Genomic DNA, 21345 nt, shown 5'->3' with positions numbered 1-21345 from the left:
CTCTCCCCACGCAGTAAACTGGGATGATCTATTGCGGTGATCGATCTACGACCTCACCGGATTGATCGGCATCTTTGTCTTTGACGGTGCGCAGAACAACACGCCCATCAACCGGCAGCGCATCCATGCGGATTTCATAGCCCTGACCATCATTGTGCACCCAGGCCGCGCCAATCTTGCTCCAAATGGAATTGCGACCATCATCAATGGCTTTGACGGTATAGGCCAGCATGAACGGGCGTTTTAATCCAGCGGCATCATTGCCACTTCTTTTTTCGTTTCTTTCTGTACTCATAAAATCTCCTTACTCAGTACGGGTTCGACAAACAGGAACATATCAAGAACAAATACAGCCGAAAGTTGCAAGGAAAATCAGCAAAAGCATACGCTTGTATGGGACAGAGGACCGGAAGAAAAAACTCGCCGCGAGTCCGGCCAATCTCTTGGTTTATGCCCAAAACTGACATCTACCGTCATTCGACGGTAAGAAGAAAGATCACACACAGTTTTCTTGTGCGCCTTGCAGTCTCTTAAGCGCTGGGTGAGCGTGAGGTGTCCTTTTTAGCGAAAGGCGCTCTTCGGCTTGTCAAGAATCTGTGGAAGTCGTAGTAAATTGATACATCCCAACCTCCTCAAGCACCGTTGGCTTTGAGATTGGTTGGTTAACGGACTGGGAAGGAATTGCTCTTTGAAATCAAGCCTTCTTGGACAACTCCGAAACTTCAATCTGCCGAAACGAAGTGGGTTGATTCCTCTGTTTGAAGCAGTTGTGAACTCAGTCCATGCCATTGAAGACCGATTTTCAAGCGCTTCTGATGTGTCAAATCTAGGAAAAATTTCTGTACATATTCATCGGGAAGATGAGCTGGTCAGCTTGGATTTTGGCCCCGGCCGAAAGCCAGAACGTGCTGTTGTCGGATTCGACGTCATAGACAATGGAATTGGCTTTAACGCCACAAACTGGGACGCGTTCAATCACCTGCATTTTACGAACAAGCGTGACAAAGGGTGTCGGGGAGTTGGACGGCTAACTTGGCTTAAGGCATTTGATGATGTCAGAATATCCAGCCATTTCTTTGATGATCAAACCTTAAAACGGCGTTCCTTCCGCTTTTCCGGCCGCGAAGAAGTCGCTGGTGGCGACCCGACTGATGAAACCGACAAAGTAGACGTGGGCACAAAAGTACAGCTTTTGGGATTCAGACCCGGATATGCGAAGGCCGTTGAAAAGACCGCAGACGCTATCGCGGGAAGACTACTTGAGCATGCGCTTTGGTACTTCGTTAGATCAGCAGGAGTCCCCAGCATTACCTTGACAGACGATCAAACTGACGATGCTATCGACCTGCATAGTCTGTTCGATGCTCATATGCATGCTGGATCAGCCCACCAAGACCTTACGATCAAAGGCATTCACTTTGACGTCACGCATGTCAAATTTCGGGCGCGCTCAGATCGTAAGCATGTGCTTGCATATTGTGCTGGCCAACGACTTGTTTCGGAAGAGGGGCTGGAGCTTCCCGGACTGACAGCGAGTGTGTCCGATGCTGATGGCCCATATCGATATGCAGGGTACATTGTAAGCGACTTTCTGGACCAAAGGGTTGTCGCTGAACGCACTGGCTTTGACATGGAAGAGGAAGTCGATGGGCTTTTCGCAGATACAGAAATTTCTCGTGGTGACATTCGAAAAGCAGTTAAGCCGCTTGTTTCTGAGTTTTTGGGGGAATCTCTCGAGGCAAATATTCAGGCTGGGCGTGACAGACTCGATGAATTTGTTATGCAGAAAGCTCCGCACTACTTACCGATAATCCGATACATGGGTGAAGACGAGTTGTTCGTTGATCCGTCTACCAACGATGCACAAATCGACAGGGAGTTGCATTCACGGAAGTATCAGACTGAACAGCGTTTACTTGAGGAAGGTGAGCGTCTTTTGAACCCTGACCTTTCTGACACTGTAGAAAGCTATTCAGCAAGGATCGCCGAATACATGGATCGATTGCAAAGCGTTAAGCAGTCGGATCTCGCTGCATACGTGACACACAGGCGCGTTGTTCTTGATTTACTCAACTCGGCACTCAATGCTCAACCCGACGGTAGCTTTGAACGCGAGTCAGTAATCCACAACCTGATCATGCCGATGGGCTCAACTAGCGAAGACTTATCGCAACTTCGTGCGAGCAACCTTTGGTTACTCAATGAAAGACTAGCATTTCATCAGCACTACCTAGGATCTGACAAGTCTCTGAGCTCGATACCAATCACTGCCGCAGGCGGTGGGAAAGAACCAGACCTTGCAGGATTGAACATCTACGATAACCCGCATGCATTTTCAGATACTACGGGATCGGCCCAAGCAACAATTACAATTGTTGAGATAAAGAAGCCGATGCGCAAGGGATACAGCACAGGAGAAGATAAGGACCCAATAGAGCAAGCATTAGGATACCTGCGGCGGGTTCGCAGTGGTGGTGTCATGACAAAGACCGGGCGCGCAATCCCAAGCGCACGAGAGCTTCCAGGCTATGTCTATGTCCTCGCTGATCTTACAGACTCGATGCGCGAACGCTGTGAATATGCCACTCTGAACGAAGCACCGGATGGTCAGAGTTATTTCGGCTGGAATGGCAGTAAGAACATCAAGGCTTACATTGAAGTAATTGACTTTGGTGGACTGTTTGATGCCGCATCACAACGAAATGCTGCATTTTTCGAATTTCTTGGGCTTGGTAAACACTAGGAATAGATTGTGGGTGACATCTGGTTTATCGAGACAACGCTATCGGCAAGCAATAATCGGCGCAGTTTCCAGCGTATCAAGTTTGATTTTTGCATATTGTTGAAAAGCGTTGGGTAATTCTCATGTCGAATGATCAAGAAAAAGCCCGTATCGGAAAGATAAGGGATAGCGCTTTATCAATGCAGGTCGGCGATGATAGTGACGGCCCCATCTCCGGGATGGTTAGTGTCGCAGATACAGACATGTACATCATCAAAAAACATGCGATTTACAGAATATTTTTGGCCGACGACATTGACCCTGAGCGAACAAACTCAAATATCCCGAATGGGCATCAGAAAATTGTTAGTCAGGGCTCTGAGTCGGAAACCGTCGCGCGAAGTTTTCTGACTGCGAACGTCTTGTTCAACTCCAATCAATTCGCAGGTGAAATTGACTTGAAGCGTGTCATGGATCTTTCGATTGTGGTGATGAAAGAACTCCTAGCAGCACAGAAAATTGAGCGCAAACTAGCTCGAGAGCATGACAGCGCGCTCGTTGCTTTCGAGCAACCGGAACAGCGTTCAGTGGCGTTACCATCAGTTGAAGGGCTCGATGAAAATATCAAGACTTTCGTACAGAAAATAGAACATGCTACCCAAGCCATCTTTACCCTTACCCAACAGTTCTACGGCCATACAGAAAAATTGTGGAATGGCTTCGAGGCGGAGATTCAGAAACTCTACGGTGATGCAGATGAGTTTTCGAAGTTTGCGGCTTCAATGACACCCTTTATGGTTTTTGTTAGAAATCTACGTAACTGCGTTGAGCATCCCAAAGATGTCCATCGCGTGATTATAAAGGACTTTGCCATTGCCGTTGATGGCACTCTGGCGAACCCTACAGTGCAGGTGGTGCATGCGGCGACTCCTCAGTCAGAAATAGAAATGCGGCTGTTCTTGCCCCAAGTCGCGAGCCAAGTCTTGGAAGTTTTTGAGGTGTTGATGATCCATATTGCTTCAAAACACATCGCGTCCTTCGGTGCGTTCGAAAAAGCTGTTGGTTTTCTTCCGCCCGATCAAATCGCACCTGACACTAAGGTTCGCGCGTCCTACTTTATCTGGGTAAACGATTGTTGGAGTAAGCTAGGCTGAATACAGATGGAACGCGTTTCCGATGCGGCACACTTGGCCACCAGAAGCTGCTTTTCCGATACATTATGGGCCGTTTAGGAGCTATCTTAACTTTCAACTGGATACGCCAACCCTTCTCTCCGAAAACTTCGCTGCAGCGTAAGGCGTGACACCCCTAACAGCGCAGAGACGTAGGCGCAGGGCAGCCCATTCGCCACCATCCAGTCGTACGCCGAGACAATCGTTTCCGCATCCAGCCGCGCTGGTCGCCCTAGCTTGATACCCCGTTTGCGGGCGGCCTCCATGCCCTCACGTGTCCGCCTGCCTATAATACGCCGCTCGAACTGTGCAAAGAGCGCGACAATCCCAAAGAACAATTCACCCTCGTCGCTGGTGGTATCAAACGGAAAGCTTAGGATCTGAAAGCGTACATGACGTTTGCGTAGCGCTTCGCTGGTAATGATGGCATCAATGGCGGACCGAAAAGCGCGGTCGAGATCTACGACGATGAAAGTATCACCCGCATCTAAGTCTGCCAGCAGAGCATCAAACACCGGGCGTTCTGATGCCACTGCTGAGATATGCTCGACGCGCAACTCGTCGCATTCCGCTTCTAACTGCATGACTTGGCGGTCGGTCTGCTGCGCAGACGTGGACACCCGGATGTAGCCGTATCGTCTTGGCGCGGAATGTGATCGAAAAGGATCCCTTTCGATCTGCTGATTGAAGCGCTTGTTCGACCGGACGTTATCGCCTGAAAACTGCCCAATCCCTTGTGATTTGTTTACCTCTGCGCACGACTCGCGTAAAGCGCCTTCATGTTCAAAAACCATGGAATATGAACAGCATAGCACGGTGGTGTGCCGCAATGGCGGTGGGGTGCACAGCGGCGATTAATCCACATGTTTCTAAAGCGGAAGGCTTCACTGGTGCTGATTTTGCAGGCTGGGAAGTCGCATCACAGGACAGCTACATTCAAACATCTGTTACAATGGCGGGCGTTGTGCTGACGCAGGTGAAGCCAGAGAGGTCGAGCTGCATTGATGACTGGTACTTCGGAGACGCACAGAAGGACGCCCGTAATGCGCATATTCGCAAGGCAATCGCGCAATACGGTGACTACCATCCCAGCGGCACTATCCTTGCGATCCTGTTAGAAGCCTGCGGTGCGATCAACTGAAGCCTAGCCGCCAAGTTTGGGCAACCCAATGTTTTGTGTCTGCACTTCGAGTGCAGTCGTGTCCGCTTCCGGCATCTGATCCCTGACGGATTTGGGCATCTCGCCTTGGATATCGTTCGCGATGTCATCAAGCTCTCCGAGCGACGGCGGATTGTCAGGATCAGTGATCTTGTCACGCGCAGGGCCAAGAACATCATTCTGATATCCGTTTGTCGCATCCAACTGTCCTTGTAGACCTTCAATGCGATCTCTTGCAGCGTTGACATCTTCGAAACTTGGCTCCTGCCCGGTCCAAAGGATTGTATCGGCAAGTTGGTCCTCAATAACTGTTCCGTCCTCACGTCGCACCACGCCATTTGCATCGCGGAAAACTTGCGTACCGTCTGGCAAGCGCGCGGAGTTGTCCATCATGTCGGCGAGGTCCGTTTGAGCCGCTTGGAGGTGATCCGCCAACGCGTCGATTGCCGCTTGCGTCGCCTGTTCCGCGTCGGAAAGCGCCTGTATCACACCATCGTATTTGGCGCGATAAATCGGATCTTTGAGCAATTCCATCAAGTGATTCTGGAACGCTCGCGCGTCGCGTTCCTTCCGTTTGGTTTCGGCTGACCCGGCGTGATCGTTCAAGAACCGCGCCTGCCGCCCGACATCGCGCCCGGCGATCTCGTTGTTTAAATCCTCAAAGCCACGGCGCTGCCGTGCTATTAACTCACTGTCTTCAATCATTTTTACCTCGCTTCCAGTATACCAGAAACCAGCCAGTCGGCGCAAACATGCGGTGTCGAAACCAGAATGCATATAGTTTTGTTCATACAGACTTAACCAAGACAAAGGAGATTTGAGTTCTGGATATCGGGGAAGTTCCCGATTTGCGCAGGAGGTCGTAAATGGTCATCGACATGCACCGGCATCCGCCCGGATACAGCAGGCACTGATGTCGCACCTGATCCCCAGATCGCGATTAATGATAGGGACGCCGCTGCCCAGCTCCGTTCGACGCATGGCCCTGGCTGCGATCCTCTCGGCACAACTGGCTGGTGGTGTTGCTACCGCCTCGCCGAGCCAGCAATCCGTAACGATCCGGGGCGATGTCAGCGTGTTCGACGGTGACACGCTTGAAATCGGGCCAATGTTGATCCGCCTGCACGGCGTCGATGCGCCCGAAAAGACGCAACGATGCGAAACGCCAGACGGCAATACGTGGCGTTGCGGAGCAACTGCCGTCAACCGAGTGCACAATCTGATTGAAGGTGAGGACATCTCCTGCGAAGCATTGGATCGTGACCCCTATGGTCGGATCATTTCCCGCTGCTCTGTCGGCGGGCGTGACATCGGTGCAACCTTAGTCGCGGAAGGGTTAGCCTGGGCATTCATCGAGTACAGCAATGAATACGTTGCACTGGAAAGCGAGGCACGCACCATGGCGGTCGGCGTCTGGCAGGCCGAGACGCAGACGCCATGGGACTTCCGCGATGATAAATGGAACCGGGCACTGGCGGATGCGCCGGATGGAAAGTGCCCGATCAAAGGCAATATTGGCGCAAGCAAAGGCAAGCTGAAAATCTACCACACGCCATGGTCGCCCAACTACAGCAACACGAGGATCAATCCGGAGGACGGAGAGCGGTGGTTCTGCGATGAAGCCGAGGCGCTTGCGGCCGGCTGGCGACCCGTGGCGGGCCGTTGAACTATAGGACTGCAGATAGGCCGAACCGAGCAAAAGCTGAAGCGACCCAAGTGCATCACGACTAGCTCAACTGTAATTGCTTGAAGAAGCCAGAAACAACTTTTGCAATCAGTTAACACGCTGGACACATCTGAGAGTTGAGGTATTTTCGACGTGAACAGCACGCGGTTGCGGCGTAACTATCGGTGAACAAAAATGTCCCTTTTTGACTTTGACAAACTTAGCCGCCCAACCTCAGACACACAACCCACTGACCCAGTTGAGGTTTTTCGGAGCGCCTCTTCTTTGGATGCCACACCAAATGATCTTTGGCGTGGTCAGTCACAAGCGCTGGAGCAATGGGACAAAGTTCGTAGTAAAAATGACGTGTTGGTGTCCCTGCATACGGGGGCAGGAAAATCTCTTGTCGGCATTATAATTGCCCAAAGTCTGATGAACGAAGGCATTCAAAATGTTATCTATGCCTGCGCGACTAATGATTTGGTTAGACAGACAAAAAAAGAATGTGACGAAAGACTGGGCTTTCGGTGCTCGACGCGCGCAGGTGGGCGTTTTTCTAGTGAAGCTTTTGAGAATGGGACCGGCTTTTGCATCACCAACTACCAAGCTCTTTTCAACTCCCGGTGCGTTTTCCGAGGCGATCTACGACCGAGTGCGATCATTTTTGATGATGCTCATGTGGCTGAAAAAACCATTCGTGATTGTTACACGATCTCGATTGACAGAAAAAAGCAGAAAGACGCCTTCGGCGAGTTTATTGGCCTTGTACTTCCATATTTCGAAAGAATTTCCCGAAAGGAGTTTTTAGCGGCAATCTTGAAGGGGTCTAGCACCTACTCGTGTACTGCGGTTCCACCGGGTGCGGTTGTCGAACTTACAAAATCCGGCGCATTGGTCGATTGGATGAAGCGGCATTCGATCTCGAGTGAGTTTGCGTATGGCCATCTTGCAGACAAGCTGCATGCGTGTTCGATCTTTATCTCAAGGTATAGAATCGAGATCGCACCCGCCTTTCTTCCTGCCAAGCGGATGGACCTGCTAGCCGCCAATGACGTTCGCAGGATCTACCTGTCAGCGACGTTGACCAGCGAAGTCGACTTCTGCCGTGCCTTCGGGAAGCGTCCAGCGGTAAAAATTGAACCTGAAAATGATGCAGGCGTTGGAGAGCGTCTCATCATAATGCGTCGTCGCGATCAACTCAAACTGGATGGCGTAACGAACCCAGAGTTCACTAACTTGGCTGCGAACATTGCTAAGCACCACAAGGTCCTAATTGCTTCGTCTTCTTACGCCGCAGCGGACAAGTACTTTAACTTGGTGAGCCCTGCAAAGTCGTCAGAGTTTTCTGCAAGTCTTGAGAAATTTAGGCAGCAAACCGAACCAGGGGCGTTTTCATTGGTGGCGCGTGTGGATGGGATTGATTTGCCGCATGGAACTTGTCGTGTATCAATAGCTGACGGTTTGCCAACTGGATTTAGTCTTTGCGAAACATATCAGTTTGATTGTTTGGAAATGCGAAATGCTTTTGCCGCCCGCATTGCTAATAGAGTTGTTCAACTTTTTGGACGGACGAACAGGGGCCGGAACGATTACAGTGTCATATTTTCTTTTGATGATCGTTTGATTGGTTGGTTAAATAAGACACGGAACCTCGCATTGTTGCCGTCGCTTCTGCAAAAACAGGTTGAACTGGGGCGCTCCTTAATTGACCAGTTAAAAATTGCCGACGGTTCCCAGTTCCCTAAGTTGGTTGATCAAGTTCTTAGCCGTGATCGGGGCTGGCTTAGCTACTACAAGGACACTGTTTCTTCTACTGGTGTCAGCGAAGATGAACAGGAACAAGCGCTCGAGATTGATGCAGCCCTATTGAAAGGTGCTCTTGCCGAGGCTAATTTCGCAGCAGCAATGTGGGACGGTCGACCAGATATCGCTCGAACGACACTAGGCGAAGCCATCCACGAAGTCGCACCGGCGGACCGGAGACTCGCTGGTTGGTATAGCATGCATATTGGACACTCGTTTGAATGCGAAGGTGACTCTGAGACTGCAAGCAAGCATTATGCTGATGCCCGGGCGCGAACATTTTTTGACATTGCGCTTCCGCAGCCGTCCACAGCTGCGTCTATCGTCAAAGCTGTGGCACCTAAAAACGGCTTTCACGCAAGTCTTCTGTCGATTTTTTCTAGCGATAAAGCAGTCGCGAAAAATCCGTGGGATAAGCATGAGTTTCACATAAAAAAACTGCTGGCAGACGATGCATCTAGTAATCAACATGAAGAAGCGATGCGGCTCTTAGGAGAAGTTCTCGGCTTCGTTTCATCAAGACCTGAGCAAGAGTCGGATCAAAATTCGACCCTCGATGTTCTGTGGTTACACGAAGAAACTAAGTGTGCGTTTTTGTGGTCACTGAAAACGAAGAAAAACAATGACAGCCCCCTCAACAGTGAAGAAGTCGGTACAGGGCTGTTGCACCTCGAATGGTTCGATAAGGAGTTCCCAGATTATCATCAGCATGAGTTGTTTTTTTTGACACCGCAGGCGACATGCGTTCAGCAAGCGCATCCGTCAGAACGGATGGCAGCGGTTCGCACTGAAAATCTACGCCAGTTCTATCGGCAACTTGACCAGGCAATGATTAGCTTGTTCAAGATGCCACCTGCGGACAGGCTTATTGAGTGTGAAGCGATGTCACTTCGGCAAGAGTGGCAGCCCTCTGGCATCCGTAAGAGCGTGTCGCCGGAAAATATCATTCGACAGGTTTAGGCTCATCAGCGGGATGAAACGGGGCGCAGCCCCTTTCCAAGATGTATGGCGTATTACGCCGTACACAGCTTGCCATCCTGATTTTTAAAAGGATCGGCAAGATGTGACGCGGAGGGTGTCAATCTTGAAGGTGCTTCGGCACTCAGTTCGCCACACCGACCTACACGCAAGTGTTTGTGTGGGAGGGAGTAGAACTGGCCATTTAGTCTAAGACTTCACCGCCGGCCTCTCGAATTTCCAGAGCGTGGGCACGCTTTAGAAGAAACGAGGCAGTTTGAACATTGACTAAAAAGGGAGGCAACCCGTGTTTGAATTTTTCAGCCACTATTTTGATTGCTGTAATGTTGTCTGCATTCACCGCTGCCAAATACCAGTGTTCCGCATTTTCTAGATTCGGAGCTTCAAAGCCAATGCCTTCCTCAAGGTTTTGCGCCAACTGCAACATCGCTTTCGAATTCCCGAGATTGGAACTCTTACAAAGCCATTCATTTGCTTTTTTTGGATTGGGGCTATCGAATCCTCGCCCGTTTTGAAGATTACGAGCCAAATTGTACATTGCAGCAGCATCATCAAGCTCAGCGGCGCTTTCAAACCACTCGTTAGCTATCCTTAAATTGCGAATTTCTTCTCCAATTCCAGTCTGGATGGCGTATCCAAGATTGAACATGCCCCTAGCGTTTCCCTTTCGAGCGGCTTCGCGATAGTATTGCACGCCGCGCACTTCATCGGCCAATTCAAACCCACGACCGCGCACAAGGTTGAAACCTAGGTCAACCATCGCATCTGTATTCCCATTGTCTGCCGAGCGGAAAAACCACTCATTTGCAAGTTGTAAGTCAGCTTCTTGGAAGCCAAGCGAATTTTGCAAGTTAACTGCCAAGCTATACATTGCCTCAGCATTGCCTAACTCAGCAGCCTTATGAAAGAACTCATTGGCTGTTTTCGGGGCTGGCGATTCAAAGCGCGTGCCTGTTTGAAGATCTCTCGCGAACGAATATAGCTCTTCTGGATCTGACGGCTGCTTTGAAAAGTCGCGCATTCGACCATTTCTTTTGCCAAAACTGCTGCTTCGACCAGCACGCGTGTCCGCAGCTTGGTCCTGTTCCAAGTCATCGGAACTTCTATCCTCGCCGCGAATAGAAAAAGAAGGTAGGCAATTTTTCGAAAAGGAGCAGCCTGAGACTTTGGAACCTTCAAAATCAAAATCGGATAGATTCTCGTCCTCAAACGAAATACCAGATAGGTTTGCGTATCTAAAATCTGTGGCTGGGTCCAATTTGAGGATTTTTACTGCTTGGGTAAAAGTAAGATGTGGAGTTTCGAGCATCGTTTGAATATTTTGACGATCTTGATCTGTTAGAGCCTCAAATGGGCCGCATTGACTATCACTACTCACTTCTCCACCTTAGCCGAAGATAGCACTATACCTCGTTCATCGATTTCGTTTCTTTTGTTTATGAGAATACAAACCATATGATCAATGAGTTGAGTCCTTTGGTCTGCCGACATTTCTTCGCTGATGTTTGTTCTTGTATTAATCGACTTCACATCTAGATCTATCCTCTCAACATAAGCGTCGACCTCTAAGCTGGCTTGACCTTCGTAAATAGGATTCACAATACAAATGGCATCCGAAAGAGCATTGCCTCTCAATAGACCGTGTCGATCAATTGGTCCTTCTACATACCAATGCCCATTTTTTAGGTATCGCACATACTCGGGGATTTCACCTCTGCTATTCTTATAAATTTTTTTAAAATCGAAATTCGTTGGCGTAACCTTAAATGATGCAACCTGCGCGCCGTAGCGGAATTCCCGAGTACCGATAATCTCACGAAAGAAATCGCATGTGAGTTCGATAGCCAACTCAAAATCATCGCTATCGGAAGGCATTTGCGTCCACCCAACGCCTGAAAGCTCGACCAAATCAGGGGCCCAATTGCGGGTCGGCACTTTGGCTTTTGACGTCTGGGTTGCACTTTGATTGTCAGGTAGGTCGGCATATGGCTCGTTTTGCGCGGGCCTTCCGTTCCCTTGAATCAAGCCTTGCGCAACTAAAAATAAGTATGCGAATTCCGGCGGATTATCGTCAATGGACACTTCACCGCTGTCGCAGCGCCTGAGGAACATGACCGCCGCAATGAACTTTCCTTCCTTTGCCACGTATGCCTTTTTGTCGCGTGCTACCTTGTCATCAGAGAAAAGAAATGCGGCAATCAAACATAAGTTGCCATGCCTCGGCGCACGTTGACCATTCAACCAAAGACTCAAAACTGATTCCGAACATCCAATTTTTTGTGCTGTACGGGCTTGATTATCCGCGCCTGCAACATTGAAAACCCAATAGCGAAGGAAGTCCGGTGCCAATTTGAGTATATGTTCTTCAACCATGCTCACCCAACTACATAGATCTCGCGTGACTTAGCAGAAGCACCGATCACCTATTCGTCAACCCATGTCAAATCCAGGTGCCGAAGGTGCACGATTACGCAGTCCATCATCTTTCGCGATGTTGTAGCCATCCCTGAAATCGTTCTCAAATTCCGGAAGTCCGGCACCTTTCAAGTTTGCATAAATCCCAGCGACCCGACTGATTCTATCCAGTATTGCAGGATCAAGGGGGTTTTCTCGCAGATCTTCTTCGAGGATACCCAAATGCTCTCCTAGTAATCGGCCAATTGTCTCACTCATAAACCTCTCATATTGTAATATACTGAAAAATAACACAATTTATTAAATTCGTCAACTTGTCGCAAAGTGAACGCAAATATAATGCCGGCCAACGGAAATGCTAACAATACTCCATTTTGCGACAACGGGCTCAGAATAAACCAAAGGAGTCCGACATGAAGAAACAGGTCACTGAACGTAACGCAGACACGAAATTACAAACCCTAGATATCAATGTACCCGGTGAAACCATCGGGCACTGCAGTATCTGCGAGCGCGACCTTCCAACCCCTTGCGTTCCCTTGAAAGCCATTTCCCCCAACGATCTCATTCCAACGCAGGACTTGATCATCCCTGAGGGCGACGTGATCCGTGCCAAAACAAAGGAAGCTGTGCTGCAAAAGGGTTTCTTCTGCGAGATGGGTCGCTGGCTAGCGAAGAAAAATCTAATGCTGCCTGAAATCCGCTGGATGGTCGCCTACACGCTCTACGGTGGCCTGGAGAAAGGCATGAGTTTCCAAAAGCCTTGTGGTCGACCATATGTCATCGAACCTGAGACAATCGACGAGGTGTTCGACGGGCGCAAGACGCTGCACCTGCCGGTAACTTCGGATTGGAACGACGAGCCGGTGTCTTATGACCGCGCCATCCGCGACTGGCTTGATCGTTCCATCGCGGGTCAGATTACCGGCAAGCCGGATTCTCGTTGGGGTGAACGGCTTGTGATGTTGGATATCACCAGACGGGTTTTGAACTCAAAGCGCTTCAACGATGCCTGAACTGCCCCCATCGCAATCCGCCTCCGGTCCAAACACCGGGGGCGGATTTATTTTGGAGGGATGCGCATGACTGTTTGGATGTCTTTGGGTCTGTGTGTGGGCAATGTCGCGACAAGCCTTGCTGGGATGGCGGCGCTGAAACACGCGGTGGCGACCAGTGATGTCGTTTGGGCGCTTGTGGGGGTTGGGTGCTGGGTGTGGACAGCGATGTTCATTGTGCTGCTCTTGTCCGCACAACCGCTAATCTGGGTGGCCTTGGCGTCATCCTGCCTGTCTGTTTTAGGGTCCATCGCCCTTGGTACGTTCTTTGGTGAAGAGCTGCGAATGGCCCACGTGATCGGTGTCATCCTGATTTTGCTGACCTTGGTCATCACCTCTGCGACAAGCAGCTGAACGTCTGAGCGGGGGCAATACTGCGCACGAACTGCCCCCGCCCGAGAATCGATCCTCGTAAACCCTGAACAGCAGCGCGGATGACCTGCGCTGGTGTTCAACATAAGGGCATCCCATGAAGCATCAGAAGACCGAAGGGCACACGAACGCGGTTTCATATACCGTGCAAGCGCCCCGCTCAGACGATACGCCGCAGACACACCGCTCGGTCCCCCTGGATCGGGGCATTGTGACTGCCGCGACAGAAATCAACGACGCCGACGCAACGCGCGGCCTGGTTGCTCGCTACACTACCGCGCAGTCAGATTTGCTGTATGGGGCTGAGCTTGCGCAGGCCGAGGCGGAAGAAGCCGCCGTCCAAAAGCAGTATGATGTGGCTGAGGCCGCGCTCGACGAAACGGATAAAAACCTGGCCGATGAGCCGCTGGAAATTCCTGCGACCAAGTCCAATGGTGGCAATTCCGGGCCGGGCGAGACGGATAAAGAAAAACCGTTTTCCAAATGGCAAACCAGAGACCAGATCTCTGGCCTGCTCACAACAACCGCCATTGCCGGACTGCTTGGTGCGTCTTACGCGGGCATTCAGGCGACACTGGCTGATGCCGGTTTGCCGATCTTCGAAGAGCAGAAGCATCTGCCGTTTATGCTGTCGGTGCTGGCACCTGCCGCCGGGATCATGATTAAACAGGCTACTGGTGTCTTCAGCGATCCAGCCAGCAAAGACCGGTACCGCAAGGTCGTCACGGGCATTGGCATTGTCGCTTTCTTCATCTGGATACCACTCTTCGCGTCCCTGTTCGAAGGTTTGAGCGGGATCTTCGATCCGTTCAAGGAAACCAACCACTTTGTCGCCTGGGGCTTCAATGTCGGTCACATTGTTGCAGAGGCTTTGATCTCAGCCGCGCTGTTTTTCCAGCTTGATGCGTTGATGGCAAAATACGCGCCGTCCGACATGATCCCCAATGAAGCGCGTCCACCGCTGATCCGGGCGCGCGAAAGTCAGGTCCAGACCTTTGAAGCGTTGGCGCTGCGCCTCGGTGCGATCAAAGGCCGAATCCGTACATTGAAGGCTACTTACGCGGAAGCCGACGTTGTCGGTGACATCGCTATTCTGCAGCGCATGAACCGCAAACCTGACGACGGGCTGCTTTGACAGCCCGTTCCTTCCCATCCCCACACATCAAGGAGACTCTCATGAAACTGTTCAATCAAACTGTGTCGGCCATAGCACTGATCGCTGGTGGCTTGATCGCTGAAACCGCCAATGCCCGCGAAGCCGTTGTCATTCTGTCACCTGTCGGCAATGTCGAAGAGAAGACGGCGGAGATTCAAGCCGTCGCCCTACATCTGATCGACACGGTCGACCCGGGCGAAGAGGCCTGGATCATCAATGGTCTCACGCAGGAACAAATCGCACATTACACTTTGGAAAACGATCCTGAGCGCTATGAGATCGAGCGCAACCGGATGCGCGACAATGCCGCCTTCTTCCGAAATCTGAAGGAGTTTGCTGAAACGGCTATTGCACCCAAAGAGGATGTCTTTGCGGGCAAGATCGACTTTCCGTCAACCTTGCGGACGATCAATGCGAACTACCCGGCTGATACCTCGCGTGATCTGATTTTTCATGGAACGTCGCCTGTCACCCATGATCCGCGCCACTTGGATTGGTCCATGTTGGGCGGCGTCATCCCTGACGACGATCAAATTGCAGCCTCGCGTGCGGATACGATCTATGGCGCGTCTGGCGAAGGCAGCTATCTGCAAAACTACGCGGTGCATTGGGGCATGAACGGCACCGCGTGGCGCGTGTCGGATCGCCATGAGCACTTCATGGTTCGGTTTATCTCGGGCTCGGTCACATCACGCGGCGCGACACTGGCCACATTCGCTCCGGACCCGGCCACCGCCCTGCGCAACGCCAAGGAGGGTATTGCTGAACGTGTCGGTGCGTTTGTGCCTGAGTTGGACGGTCATCGCAACATGGTGCACTTTCGCCCGACGGCTGCGCTGGATGCGGGTGATGCAGGAGGATCCATCTACGAGCGGCCTCTCAGCCAACGTGCACCAAATCAAGACGAGTTGCGTGCGGCCCAAAATGTTGAGATCGCCATTAAATGGGACTGTGCCTGCGACTTTGACCTTGCCGTTCAGGTTTGGGGGGATGCTCCGATCTCGTTCCGGGCACCTCGCGGCGTGTCCGGCACGCTTTTTAAGGACTTCACATCATCGTCTTCGCTGAACACCGCTTGGGAAACCATTGCCATGCCAGGTCCGGTTGATTTGCAGGCGTTGACCGTTGCGGTGAACCAGTTCAGTGGTGCCGCGGGCGGCGCAGAGGCCGAATTGCGCATCGCCATCAACGGCGAAACCTGGGGCCGCAAGCTGCGTTTTGCAGGGCCTGCGGACCGGGGTGCTGGGTTTGAGCGCACATTGTCCCGCCGCGCGCCTGCCAATCCAGCTTGGTTGGTTGTTCGGCCTGCAGATGTTGTGGGGGCCAACTGATGTCTGAGGTCTCCGCATGGGAACAGGTCTGGCGCATCAACCAGCGCTATCTGCGCGCCCTTTGCTGCGGCTGGTTGGCCTGGCTGTGTTGGCAAGGCTATGTGGCCCACGTCGATTGGCTGATCCTCTTTGTTGCCATTTTTGCGGTTGGTGCGGTCTTCCATGGTGTGATTGCGGTGTTCCAAACCGTGAAAGCCATTGCTGGCACACTGCGTTGGGGTCGCTTTAAGTCGAAAGGCAGTGATCCCAAGGCTGACCGCATGGCCCAGCGCGCTGCTTTGCGCAAACGTGGCCTGCTTTAATGCTCGGCTGGGGTAAAACCAAAGACCTTGGGGAGATCGATCCCCAAGGTCGCCGTCTTTTGGGCGTCATCCCGGAAACCAATGAACCGGTCTGGGCACCACCGGGACATGCATCTGTATTTGGTGCCAATGGCGCGGGCAAAAGCACGCGGGTCGCGGTGCCAGCAATCTTTTCCTATGCCAGCACGGCCCGCGAGCGACCGGTCTTGGTTTGTGATGTCAAAGACGGCGAACTGGCCGCACAATGCACTCCGATGTTGCATGCGATGGGCATCCCGGTGGCCGTCATAGACGACTTTGGCACACGTCCTGAACTTTCCGAGTTCCGTGTCTCGCTCAACCCGTTTGGCGCGATGGTCTCTGCCTATGATTCTGACCCACGAGATCTGGCCTTCGCCAGTGAGACGATCATGGAAACGCTCATTCCAGAACCTCCAAACGACGAAAGAAACGCTTACTTCCGTGCCTGGCCACGCAAGATGATTGATTTTGCATGCGGGTATTTGCTGAAACGCGGTTCAGAGCGCTGCACACCCGGTGCCGTGGCGGAAATCATCGCGGATCAGGACGTGCTTATCACCTTCGCCGAAATTGAGCCGGAAGAAGGCACGCCGCATCTCAAATCCCAGGCCAAAGCGATTTTGGCCATGCAAGGTCACGAGCATTTTGGACAACATTTGGAGTCTGCGCAACGTGCCTTGCGTTTGTTCGCGCCCGGTACACGGCTCAACGAAGTTGGTGCTGAGGCTGACTGTTCCCATGCGGATTTGATCCGGCGCGGCGGATTTATCTTCCTGATAGGGCCGCAGAGATTCATGGAAAGATGTGGCACCTATATGGGCACAAATCTGATGTCTTTTGTGGACGCGCTCTATGCGGGTGCAGGTTCTTTGAGGATTCTAGCAGACGAATGGACCAACTTCCCGGCAAAAGCGCTCATCACGCGCAGCACGACATTGCGCGCCTATGGCGGCGAGTTGATCATGATCTCGCAGAGTCCCAGCGAGGTCGTTCGTAAATTCGGCGAACACGAAGCGCAGACGGCTGAAGACAACTCGATCACAAAGCAATGGCTGGGGTTTAGCAACTTCAAAGAAGCCGAGAAGATCAGCAAGGCAATTGGTGAAGAACACGCAGTCGCATCCGCACTCGGCAGCGACAACGGTGGCTTCAAAACCAATACCAATCTCAGCCTGATCAAACAGCGACATATGACGCCTGCAGACCTTATGGCGATGCCGAAAGAGCAATGCCTCGTTCATATCAAAGGCATCGGCTTCATGGTCCTGAACACCGTCAGTCAGGAAAACATCGAACCCTACTGCAATCTGATCGCCGACAACCCGCTGGAAGGCGGGCGTTTGACGCCAAATCCCATCATCAAACTGGCAGTGCCTGGAGTTGCTTCATGAGACTTGCCGCTCTCTTTCTCTGGATCTTGGTCCCGGTTGCTCTTTGGGTCGGATATGCCACCTATGGCACGCCACACGTCGTCGGCCATTATCGCTTCCACGACAATGGCGACATCTACAATCCGCATGCTGCGCGCCGCTACATTGATTGCACGTATTATGGCTGGGCAGGCGTCATCACGGTACCCGCCAAAAACGAACACTGCCCGTGGATCCGGTTCTTCAGGGCCGAGTCCTAATGGACGTGCCGCAAATACTGGACCGTAGTCGGCGCGTAGTAGCGTTCCTTCAAGTCAAAGCGCGTCGTCATCTCCATCCGCACTTCGGCCTTAAGGCAAGTAAGCATCGTGTCGACGTCTGTGACGCCTTTCACCAGCACCTCATCGAAATGCGCGCGATCTGCCCCCGCGTAGATACCCCACGGTGCTACAGCATCCCAAAAGGCATCATAGCCAAGCGGGCCAAGCCAGTCTTCCACATCCTGAATGTCTTCAAAAGCAATCATGAGGACAGTGTACCAGACCGCGCCCGCATCCCGCAAATTTGAGGAGACATATCATGCCGTTATCCACAGCCGATGCTGTGCGCGACCTCTTTGTCGAAGCCACACGGCAGTCCCTGGCCCGCTCGTTGCGCACCGGAGAGGACTGGGACCAATACAAAAACATCATACGCGAAACGTCCCAAAGGTTGGAGGCCGAACAAGCCGCCCATGCGCGCGACTATCCCGCCCGCATTGCCGAGGCCAAAGAGATCATCCTGCGCGAAGAACATGGCATTCGCCTGGATCACCCGTTGCCCAAAGGGGTCGACACGCGTTCCAGTGCGGACGCCTTGCAGAGCAAAGCAGAGACGCGTGTGCGCCAAGATTACGATCAGCGCGTTGCAGCCATCAAATCCGATGAGTTGGATCAATACCGCAGCCTCACCAACACCATCCGCATGCGCGATGCGCCCGATCAAAGCCCGTCGCGCTCCATTGGCCAGTCGTTCAATCGCACTGGCCCCTCCCAATCCTGAAAGGACAGATCATGACCAATGACGAAAAACTCACCGCTGCCCGCGAAAGCTTCTCGGGAAAATCCATGACGGAAAGCCAATTGAAAGAGGCCGTAGCGATCTCCGACATCTTGCATGCGGAGATTGAACGCTCAGGCTCGTTCATCGAAAAGCTCGTTGATTATAGTCACGCATACGCCCGAAATGAAAAGTTCGACGCCATGCGCGCTGAAAAAATCATTCGCGACGTCTACACCGCCACCCAGGGCCAGTCGATGAACCAGACACGCGAGGGATTGAAAGCCGCTGAAGACAACTTGCCAGATGACGCACAGGCGCGGGCCTTGTCTTGCGCTGCGAGCATCGGGCAGTTGGTTCAGGCCGCTCCCACGCAGCCTTTCTATCAAGCCTACGACCGAGCGGCGGTGACGCTCTCGGCTGAGTTCGGTATCACGCAGGTCGCGGCCAAGTCCCTGATGAAAGATGTCTTTCAACAGAATTACGGCAAAGAGCTCTATGCCCATGGCAAGCAGATAGAAGAGCAATTCCACAAGCCCGTGCGCGAGGCCGAGATGGCCGCCCGAAAGCAAGAGCAGCAGCCCGTTCGCAGCCAGTCGCAGTCGTATTCCTGAGGCATCCTGCTCAGAAGAATAGGAAAATAATCCTTGCCAAATAATAACTTACATGCTTTTATGCTCCCCCTTTGTTCCGCATGTGGAGACATAAACACCAAGATAGAAAGACCCGATATGCCCCAAACCCCACCGACACCACCACCAATGCACTGGCACATCCGCCGCACTCCTTACAAAAACTTGCATGTGGGTAACTCCGCATATGCATTGATATTTTGAGGTGCTGGATATGAGGTATGATGTAAAATGGCAGAATGGAGAGCAGATTTCTGGGCTGTCGAACAAGCGCCGCGATCTTCGCGACCTTGTTCGTTTTCTTGCACGCCGCGCCGCCGAACGGACATGGAAAACCATGCAAAACGTGGAGGACAACCAGCAAAGATCACAAGGAGAAGGCCAATGACACGCACAGCAATTTATGCACGATATTCAAGCGACATGCAATCTGAGGCCTCAATTGAGGATCAGGTCCGCCTGTGTGAGCTGCGCGCGAAGGCCGATGGCCACACCATCACCCAAACTTACGCAGATCACGGGATTTCAGGGGCGTCGACGTTGTTGCGAACAGGTGTGCAAACCTTGATGCAGGACGCCATCATGGGCAAATTTGATACCGTTTTTGCGGAAGCCCTTGACCGTCTCAGCCGTGACCAGGAAGATATCGCCGCGATCTACAAACGCCTCAGCTTTGCTGGTGTACGTATCGTAACCCTGGCCGAAGGCGAGATCAGCGAGCTTCACATCGGCCTCAAAGGCACGATGAATGCGCTCTTCCTCAAAGACCTCGCCCAAAAGACCCGTCGCGGACTACGTGGTCGGATTGAAGCTGGACGGTCGGGCGGCGGGAACGCCTTCGGCTATGATGTCGTCAAGAATGAAGATGACAAAGGCCAGCGGGTGATTAACGGCACGGAAGCCGCCGTAATTCAGCGCATCTTCAACGACTACCTTGCTGGGATTTCGCCAAAGAAGATCGCCTTCGCGCTCAATGAAGAGGGCATTGCAGCTCCAACTGCCCGCCATTGGGGGCCAAGCACGATCTACGGCAACCGCGAACGCGGCACAGGCATTCTGAACAATGAGCTCTACATCGGTCGGATGGTGTGGAACCGTCTGCGATATGCCAAGAACCCAGAGACCGGGAAACGGGTCTCGCGGGTTAATCCAGATTCTGAGTGGATCACAAAAGACATGCCGGACCTGCGGATCATCGACCAAGCAACATGGGATGCCGTCAAACAAAAGCAGGGGGCCGTCAATAAGAAGGCGCAGTCGGGGTTTTGGAACGCGCGCCGTCCCAAGAACCTTTTCTCCTTTCTGATCAAATGCGGTGAGTGTGGCGGCGGGTGTTCGTCCGTCAATGCCACACAGATCGGATGCTCCAGCGCCCGCAATAAAGGCACGTGCAACAATAAACTAACGATCAGTCGCAATTACCTCGAAGAAGACATTCTTGGCGCGTTACAGGACCAGTTGATGGACCCGGAGCTCTGCGCTCTGTTCTGCAAGGAATATACGGAACATCTCAACAAGCTGCGGCGTACGCGCATCGATGCCAGCACGGCTCAACGCAAAGAACTCGCCAAACTGGAACGCGAGCGCGTGCGTATTGTCGAGGCAATCAAGGATGGCCTTCCGGCAGACATGGTACGCGACGACGCACAACGCATCTCGACCCGTATAGACATTCTAAAGCGTGAGCTTGAGAGCGAATGCGCACCGGAGCCGATCCTTCATCCCGCCATGTCCGACATGTATGCTCGCGAGGTTCAGAAGCTGATCAAGACGCTCAATGAGCCGGGCCACCGCGAGGAGGCGGCCGGATTGATCCGTGGTCTTATCGACAGGATCGTTCTGACGCCCGACCCGAGCAAGACGCGGTTGGTGGTCAATCTCGAAGGACATCTGGCAGGGATACTAGCGATGTCGGAAAAGCGGCACGCGACCGATGTGCCTCTTTCCATTGACGTTTCGGATATCAAGTTGCTGGCGCTAGCTTCCCACCGCCTCAATGAGCTAGCTGCTCATGAGGTAGTAGGTAAAGCTGGTTGCGGGAGTAGGATTTGAACCTACGACCTTCAGGTTATGAGCCTGACGAGCTACCGGGCTGCTCCATCCCGCGACACTTTATGCGGCCTACCGCGTAGAACGCTACTTGAGGCCGGAAC

The 21345-nt window shown here is 52.4% G+C and carries 23 protein-coding genes and 1 tRNA gene; 16 read left to right on the top strand and 8 right to left on the bottom strand.

Going from position 1 to position 21345, the window contains the following annotated elements; genetic code table 11:
• Positions 1 to 28: 28 nt before the first annotated feature.
• Positions 29 to 295 carry a hypothetical protein gene (locus ACOTTU_RS19380; protein WP_425660308.1) on the bottom strand — a complete coding sequence of 89 codons (267 nt, stop codon included), beginning with the start codon at positions 293 to 295 and terminating at the stop codon, positions 29 to 31.
• Positions 296 to 688: 393 nt separating this feature from the next.
• Between ACOTTU_RS19380 and ACOTTU_RS19375 the strand changes: the two genes are divergently transcribed.
• Entirely contained in the window at positions 689 to 2743 is a 2055-nt protein-coding gene (locus ACOTTU_RS19375; RefSeq protein WP_425660306.1) for a hypothetical protein, read from the top strand.
• A gap of 122 nt (positions 2744 to 2865) precedes the next feature.
• Positions 2866 to 3876, top strand: coding sequence for a hypothetical protein (locus ACOTTU_RS19370; RefSeq protein ID WP_425660304.1), 1011 nt, complete (start codon positions 2866 to 2868; stop codon positions 3874 to 3876).
• Between the two features lie 86 nt (positions 3877 to 3962).
• Here the strand turns inward: ACOTTU_RS19370 and ACOTTU_RS19365 are convergent, their stop codons facing one another.
• On the bottom strand, positions 3963 to 4688 hold the full coding sequence (locus ACOTTU_RS19365) for a recombinase family protein (RefSeq protein WP_425660302.1): 726 nt from the start codon (positions 4686 to 4688) through the stop codon (positions 3963 to 3965).
• 5 nt (positions 4689 to 4693) lie between these two features.
• On the opposite strand from ACOTTU_RS19365, the gene ACOTTU_RS19360 reads away from it, so the two are divergent.
• The gene (locus ACOTTU_RS19360) at positions 4694 to 5035 is read left to right on the top strand and encodes a hypothetical protein (RefSeq protein WP_425660300.1); all 342 of its coding nucleotides are present in this window, start codon (positions 4694 to 4696) and stop codon (positions 5033 to 5035) included.
• A 3-nt stretch (positions 5036 to 5038) separates the two neighbouring features.
• On the opposite strand, the gene ACOTTU_RS19355 is transcribed toward ACOTTU_RS19360, so the two are convergent.
• Positions 5039 to 5758 carry a hypothetical protein gene (locus tag ACOTTU_RS19355; RefSeq protein ID WP_425660298.1) on the bottom strand — a complete coding sequence of 240 codons (720 nt, stop codon included), beginning with the start codon at positions 5756 to 5758 and terminating at the stop codon, positions 5039 to 5041.
• A gap of 208 nt (positions 5759 to 5966) precedes the next feature.
• Here ACOTTU_RS19355 and ACOTTU_RS19350 point away from each other — a divergent pair, with 208 nt between their 5' ends.
• Positions 5967 to 6719 carry a thermonuclease family protein gene (locus ACOTTU_RS19350; protein WP_425660296.1) on the top strand — a complete coding sequence of 251 codons (753 nt, stop codon included), beginning with the start codon at positions 5967 to 5969 and terminating at the stop codon, positions 6717 to 6719.
• A 195-nt stretch (positions 6720 to 6914) separates the two neighbouring features.
• The gene (locus tag ACOTTU_RS19345) at positions 6915 to 9482 is read left to right on the top strand and encodes a DEAD/DEAH box helicase family protein (RefSeq protein ID WP_425660294.1); all 2568 of its coding nucleotides are present in this window, start codon (positions 6915 to 6917) and stop codon (positions 9480 to 9482) included.
• A gap of 202 nt (positions 9483 to 9684) precedes the next feature.
• Here ACOTTU_RS19345 and ACOTTU_RS19340 read toward each other — a convergent pair whose 3' ends face one another.
• Genes ACOTTU_RS19340 through ACOTTU_RS19330 form a run of 3 tightly spaced genes read right to left on the bottom strand, consistent with a single transcriptional unit; the run spans position 9685 to position 12173 of the window.
• Positions 9685 to 10878: a tetratricopeptide repeat protein gene (locus tag ACOTTU_RS19340; protein ID WP_425660292.1), complete on the bottom strand. Its 1194-nt coding sequence runs from the start codon at positions 10876 to 10878 to the stop codon at positions 9685 to 9687.
• Positions 10875 to 11873: a hypothetical protein gene (locus tag ACOTTU_RS19335; protein WP_425660290.1), complete on the bottom strand. Its 999-nt coding sequence runs from the start codon at positions 11871 to 11873 to the stop codon at positions 10875 to 10877. The genes ACOTTU_RS19340 and ACOTTU_RS19335 overlap by 4 nt, the downstream gene beginning before the upstream one ends.
• A 57-nt stretch (positions 11874 to 11930) precedes the next feature.
• Positions 11931 to 12173 carry a hypothetical protein gene (locus ACOTTU_RS19330; RefSeq protein WP_425660288.1) on the bottom strand — a complete coding sequence of 81 codons (243 nt, stop codon included), beginning with the start codon at positions 12171 to 12173 and terminating at the stop codon, positions 11931 to 11933.
• A gap of 155 nt (positions 12174 to 12328) precedes the next feature.
• On the opposite strand from ACOTTU_RS19330, the gene ACOTTU_RS19325 reads away from it, so the two are divergent.
• The 7 genes from ACOTTU_RS19325 to ACOTTU_RS19295 all read left to right on the top strand — a co-directional run bounded on the left by ACOTTU_RS19325 (position 12329) and on the right by ACOTTU_RS19295 (position 17782).
• Positions 12329 to 12931 carry a hypothetical protein gene (locus ACOTTU_RS19325; protein WP_425660286.1) on the top strand — a complete coding sequence of 201 codons (603 nt, stop codon included), beginning with the start codon at positions 12329 to 12331 and terminating at the stop codon, positions 12929 to 12931.
• A gap of 66 nt (positions 12932 to 12997) precedes the next feature.
• Positions 12998 to 13324 carry a hypothetical protein gene (locus ACOTTU_RS19320; RefSeq protein ID WP_425660284.1) on the top strand — a complete coding sequence of 109 codons (327 nt, stop codon included), beginning with the start codon at positions 12998 to 13000 and terminating at the stop codon, positions 13322 to 13324.
• A 115-nt stretch (positions 13325 to 13439) separates the two neighbouring features.
• A complete protein-coding gene (locus tag ACOTTU_RS19315) occupies positions 13440 to 14477 on the top strand; it encodes a hypothetical protein (protein WP_425660282.1) in 1038 nt (345 codons plus the stop codon).
• Between the two features lie 41 nt (positions 14478 to 14518).
• The gene (locus tag ACOTTU_RS19310) at positions 14519 to 15829 is read left to right on the top strand and encodes a hypothetical protein (protein ID WP_425660280.1); all 1311 of its coding nucleotides are present in this window, start codon (positions 14519 to 14521) and stop codon (positions 15827 to 15829) included.
• Positions 15829 to 16131, top strand: a complete 303-nt coding sequence (locus tag ACOTTU_RS19305) for a hypothetical protein (RefSeq protein ID WP_425660278.1) — start codon at positions 15829 to 15831, stop codon at positions 16129 to 16131. Before ACOTTU_RS19310 ends, ACOTTU_RS19305 begins: the two co-directional genes overlap by 1 nt.
• A complete protein-coding gene (locus ACOTTU_RS19300; RefSeq protein ID WP_425660276.1) occupies positions 16131 to 17543 on the top strand; it encodes a type IV secretory system conjugative DNA transfer family protein in 1413 nt (470 codons plus the stop codon). The genes ACOTTU_RS19305 and ACOTTU_RS19300 overlap by 1 nt, the downstream gene beginning before the upstream one ends.
• Positions 17540 to 17782, top strand: a complete 243-nt coding sequence (locus ACOTTU_RS19295; protein ID WP_425660274.1) for a hypothetical protein — start codon at positions 17540 to 17542, stop codon at positions 17780 to 17782. The genes ACOTTU_RS19300 and ACOTTU_RS19295 overlap by 4 nt, the downstream gene beginning before the upstream one ends.
• On the opposite strand, the gene ACOTTU_RS19290 is transcribed toward ACOTTU_RS19295, so the two are convergent.
• The gene (locus ACOTTU_RS19290) at positions 17779 to 18048 is read right to left on the bottom strand and encodes a hypothetical protein (protein ID WP_425660272.1); all 270 of its coding nucleotides are present in this window, start codon (positions 18046 to 18048) and stop codon (positions 17779 to 17781) included. The genes ACOTTU_RS19295 and ACOTTU_RS19290 overlap by 4 nt on opposite strands.
• Positions 18049 to 18101: 53 nt before the next feature.
• On the opposite strand from ACOTTU_RS19290, the gene ACOTTU_RS19285 reads away from it, so the two are divergent.
• The 4 genes from ACOTTU_RS19285 to ACOTTU_RS19270 all read left to right on the top strand — a co-directional run bounded on the left by ACOTTU_RS19285 (position 18102) and on the right by ACOTTU_RS19270 (position 21244).
• Positions 18102 to 18563, top strand: coding sequence for a hypothetical protein (locus ACOTTU_RS19285; protein ID WP_425660270.1), 462 nt, complete (start codon positions 18102 to 18104; stop codon positions 18561 to 18563).
• An 11-nt stretch (positions 18564 to 18574) separates the two neighbouring features.
• Positions 18575 to 19174, top strand: a complete 600-nt coding sequence (locus ACOTTU_RS19280; protein WP_425660268.1) for a hypothetical protein — start codon at positions 18575 to 18577, stop codon at positions 19172 to 19174.
• 232 nt (positions 19175 to 19406) lie between these two features.
• Positions 19407 to 19580 (top strand): hypothetical protein, encoded by a 174-nt coding sequence (locus ACOTTU_RS19275; RefSeq protein WP_425660266.1) that lies wholly within the window; start codon positions 19407 to 19409, stop codon positions 19578 to 19580.
• Positions 19577 to 21244 (top strand): recombinase family protein, encoded by a 1668-nt coding sequence (locus ACOTTU_RS19270; RefSeq protein ID WP_425660264.1) that lies wholly within the window; start codon positions 19577 to 19579, stop codon positions 21242 to 21244. Before ACOTTU_RS19275 ends, ACOTTU_RS19270 begins: the two co-directional genes overlap by 4 nt.
• Here ACOTTU_RS19270 and ACOTTU_RS19265 read toward each other — a convergent pair.
• Positions 21223 to 21299 (bottom strand) — tRNA-Met (locus ACOTTU_RS19265). The two genes, ACOTTU_RS19270 and ACOTTU_RS19265, sit on opposite strands and share 22 nt — an antisense overlap.
• Positions 21300 to 21345: the final 46 nt, after the last annotated feature.

This window comes from Roseobacter sp. EG26 (assembly GCF_049830555.1).
Taxonomy (GTDB): Bacteria; Pseudomonadota; Alphaproteobacteria; order Rhodobacterales; family Rhodobacteraceae; genus Roseobacter.
The sequence above is the reverse complement of the archived record's forward strand: the minus strand, read 5'-3'. Positions and strand labels throughout refer to the sequence as shown.